Genomic DNA, 2,147 nt, shown 5'->3' on the forward strand with positions numbered 1-2,147 from the left:
AAGAACAAAAGGATGCCGATGTTCGAGGGTAGCGATGATTTTAATATTTTCTCGGTAATCGGCGACGATAAACTCAATGCCGAAAAACAGCTCATTCAAGATCAGATTACTGCAGATTTACAACATCTGGTCGAAGAACTGCCCGATGACCAGAAAGAGGTCTTGATTATGCGCATCTACCAGGACATGAGCTTTAAGGAAATCTCTGAAAATACAGGGGTTAGCATCAATACCGCTTTGGGAAGAATGCGTTATGCGCTGATCAACCTTCGCAAGATCATCGATAAAAACAACATCGTATTGACCAATTAATAAATTTATTTCCATAGAATTTACATCTTGTCCTTTATTTCGACAATATTTCAGATGTAGTTGCGTTATTGTTGTATAACAAAGCTACTATTATGGAAAAAATCTACTCTGAAAACCTTGAGAAAGGTAAAAACATTACAGCAAGGCCTGAAACCGTACAGTTTTTATTGGGTTTTTCTAAATCGCTTTATATCGTGAAATATCAAAATTTTCGATTTGAGAATAATTTGAATTAAGGCTTTATCGCTTTACGCTTATTTCCATGCGCCGGTTGCAATTTTTTTGCGTAGGAGCATGGCGATGTGCTTTTGTCCCATCACTAAATTTTGCTTCAAAATTAGAAGATGTTCATTTCAATTTGAGATGATCCTTTCAATTTGAGCTGTTCTTCTCGGGGTAAGGTGTTCCTCTTGAGGTAAGGTGTTCCTTTCGAGGTAAGGTTTATTTCCTTTTAAGATAATAGTCGTCCAAGACCGACTTCCTTCCAATGGTGCTCGTAATTATATCGTTGTCCAAATTCCAGCCCCTTGCTTGGCAATATTCCCGACCGTACCAGATAATCTGAAGATGCAGGTCGTTCCAAAGTCCTTTGGGAAAAAGACGTTTGGCATCTTTTTCGGTCCGTACCACATTTTTGCCGTTCGAAAATCCCCATCGGTACATCAGGCGATGTATGTGGGTATCTACGGGAAAAGCGGGAATTCCGAACGCTTGGGATACCACTACACTCGCCGTTTTGTGACCTACGGCGGGCAGTTCTTCCAATAATTCCATTTCTTGGGGTACTTGCCCGTCGTACTTTTCGATCAGGATTTTCGAAAGTCCGTGAATACCTTTGGATTTCATGGGCGAGAGTCCGACCGGTTTAATGATTTCCCGAATTTCTTCTACGGATAGTTTAACCATATCATACGGGTTATCGGCCCTTTCAAACAACAAAGGCGTTATCTGGTTCACCTTTACATCGGTGCTTTGGGCAGACATCAATACGGCGATTAGCAAGCTGTAGGGATCTTTGTGGGCAAGGGGAACAGGAATTTCAGGATAGATTTCCTGTAAAGTCCGTATCGTGAAATCGACCTTTTCGGTTTTCGTCATTTTTGTTTAATTTCGTTACCATTTACAAATCCAATATAAAAAGTAGCTATGAAAAGATTGCAAGTGGGCGACCAAGTTCCCGAATTTTTATCAAAAGACCAAGATGGCACCATCATAAAGCTCTCCGATTACCGTGGGCAGAAGTTGATTGTTTTCTTCTATCCAAGGGCCAATACCCCGGGCTGCACTGCGGAAGCCTGTAATCTGCGCGACAATTATTCGGAGTTAAAAGCGGCCGGCTATGAACTTTTGGGGGTTAGTGAAGATACGGGTAAAAAGCAGTCAAACTTCAAGAACAAATACGATTTGCCCTTTCCGTTATTGGCCGATGAAGACCATACGGTTATCGACACCTTTGGCGTTTGGGGACCTAAAAAATTTATGGGTCGGGAATTCGACGGACTTCTCAGAACTACCTTTATACTCGATGAAGATGGGGTCGTGGAAAAGGTAATCGACAAAGTAAAGACCAAGGCCCATGCGGCGCAGATTTTGAAATAACAGGTTTTGGGATTTTTTTAACAGCAAAATCTTACGCCTTCTCCGCCTTGACCAATTTCCGTGTAAAAAGATTCTTTTCCTTAATGATCTTTGCAATACCCTTGGGCAGCATTTCTTCCCATCCTTTTTCGTCGTTGATGATTTTCTTAAGTACGTCCCTAGAAAATATATGCATGATTTCGGTATCGTAGTCGATAATGTCCATTACCTTGCCGTTATATTTAAAAAACTTGTAG

Annotated in this window: 3 protein-coding genes and 1 pseudogene; 2 read left to right on the forward strand and 2 right to left on the reverse strand. The window is 41.1% G+C overall.

The window, feature by feature from the left end:
- Nucleotides 1-312 (forward strand): sigma factor-like helix-turn-helix DNA-binding protein (locus ACEW8S_RS16340; RefSeq protein WP_373519186.1); only part of this gene is annotated, 312 nt, incomplete at its 5' end.
- A 441-nt stretch (nucleotides 313-753) separates the two neighbouring features.
- On the opposite strand, the gene nth is transcribed toward ACEW8S_RS16340, so the two are convergent.
- Nucleotides 754-1,410 carry an endonuclease III gene (gene nth / locus ACEW8S_RS16345; RefSeq protein WP_373519187.1) on the reverse strand — a complete coding sequence of 219 codons (657 nt, stop codon included), beginning with the start codon at nucleotides 1,408-1,410 and terminating at the stop codon, nucleotides 754-756.
- Between the two features lie 48 nt (nucleotides 1,411-1,458).
- On the opposite strand from nth, the gene bcp reads away from it, so the two are divergent.
- Nucleotides 1,459-1,911 carry a thioredoxin-dependent thiol peroxidase gene (bcp, locus tag ACEW8S_RS16350; RefSeq protein ID WP_373519188.1) on the forward strand — a complete coding sequence of 151 codons (453 nt, stop codon included), beginning with the start codon at nucleotides 1,459-1,461 and terminating at the stop codon, nucleotides 1,909-1,911.
- Between the two features lie 31 nt (nucleotides 1,912-1,942).
- Here the strand turns inward: bcp and ACEW8S_RS16355 are convergent.
- Nucleotides 1,943-2,147, reverse strand: a pseudogene (locus tag ACEW8S_RS16355) (TonB-dependent receptor); the annotation flags it as partial.

It is taken from the genome of Pricia sp., assembly GCF_041745955.1.
GTDB lineage: Bacteria > Bacteroidota > Bacteroidia > Flavobacteriales > Flavobacteriaceae > Pricia.